Raw genomic sequence first — 1611 nt, forward strand, 5'->3', positions numbered from 1 at the left:
TGGCATTATGCTTTTATGGGATTTGATAAGTATGGCTATTTGGGACTTGGGATGAGTGCTGCAAATATGGCGTATGAACTCGCAAGTAGTATGGATTTTAAGCAGATTATAATCATTGGGCAAGATTTAGCTTATGGTGAAGATGGTAATAGTCATGCAAAAAATCATATTTTTGGTAGTGATGAGATCAAACAAAAAGCGCATGATGAGTATACAGAAGCATATGGTGGAGATGGAGAAGTTCGTACTACGAAATTTTGGAGAATGTTTTTAAATGGCTATGAAAATAAGATTGCACAAAATAAAGAAGAGGAAAAAACATTTTTAACGATTAATGCTACAGAGGGTGGTGCGAGAATAAAAGGGACAATAGAGATGCCTTTTTCTAAAGTACTTGAAACTTATGTCGATACAGAGCATAAAAAAGAGCAAATAGTCTTGGATTTACCTGCGAAAGAACTTTATGAGCAAAATATGATACAAGCCGTAGAAAAACTTAATGAAGCAATAGAGCTTGGTAACATGATGAAACGCAATGTGAAAAAACTTTTAAAACTTCTTACTGCAGTCATTCGAAAATATAAAAAATATCCTGTAGAAGATATTCATCTTCATGCTAAAGAAAAAGAGTTGATAAAAATAGTAGATAAAATAGCAGTAAGTAGGGATTTGTACTATAACGGAGAGTTTAAGAAATTTTATGAGTCACTCATTTCACCACTTATCACTCATATAGAGTATGACATAGCTTACTGGAGTCTTCAAAAAGAGACAACAAATAAAGACAAGGTACATAAAGAATGGAAGATGATACTCTTTCATCATGAATGGGCATATAGAATCTTGGTCAATATTGATGCTATTTTAGCTATATTAGAACCTAGAGAAGCAGAGTTAAGAGAGATGGTAGAGAAGTTTTGAGTGCGTAATAAACTAAGATAGATTTTGCAACTTTATTTTGAAAATCTTTCTCCAAATTCATAATCTCTTTGTGCAGTTTTTCCTAAAATATCTTTGAGATATTTTGGATGCATTCCATAACCTGGACGAACACTTCGAATGTTCTCTTCAGTAAAAATTTCTCCTTTTTTTATATCTTTAGCAACATAAAGGCTTCTACTAAATTGTCGAGATTTCTTCTTTTTTTCTGTCATACTATAATCAACTTTACCTAAAAGTTTTTCAGTATCCCGTACTGCTTGTACCATCTGTGCAAACTCCTTTTTGTCAAGTGAAAAGTCTGCATCAGCCCCTCCGATTGATTTGTCTAAAATAAAGTGTTTCTCGATTACTTTTGCACCTAATGCTACTGCGGCTATGGGTGCAGTCGTGCCAAGTGTATGGTCTGAAAAACCAGCAGTTACACCAAAACGCTTCGCTAAGTCTTGAATCATTACAAGATTGGCATCCTCAAGGGGAGCAGGGTATGCAGAGGTACATTTAAGTAGCACAATGTCGTGGTTCTCCTCTTGATGGCAAATTTTAACGGCATCTTCAATCTCTTCTAAAGTGGCAATTCCCGTAGAGATAATCATAGGCCGTCCTTTAGATTGATGTGGCTACACTTATTCATACTTAGAATATTTAGTAATTCTAAGATAAAATATCAGT

Annotated in this window: 2 pseudogenes; one reads left to right on the forward strand and one right to left on the reverse strand. The window is 34.4% G+C overall.

Features of this window, described 5'->3' with window-relative positions:
* A pseudogene (locus MVY38_RS01285) lies at positions 1 to 921 on the forward strand (hypothetical protein); the annotation flags it as partial.
* A 32-nt stretch (positions 922 to 953) separates the two neighbouring features.
* On the opposite strand, the pseudogene MVY38_RS01290 reads toward MVY38_RS01285, so the two are convergent.
* Positions 954 to 1550: pseudogene (locus MVY38_RS01290) on the reverse strand (N-acetylneuraminate synthase family protein); the annotation flags it as partial.
* Positions 1551 to 1611: the final 61 nt, after the last annotated feature.

Origin of the sequence: Sulfurimonas sp. (genome assembly GCF_027056685.1) — a bacterium.
Lineage (GTDB): Bacteria > Campylobacterota > Campylobacteria > Campylobacterales > Sulfurimonadaceae > Sulfurimonas.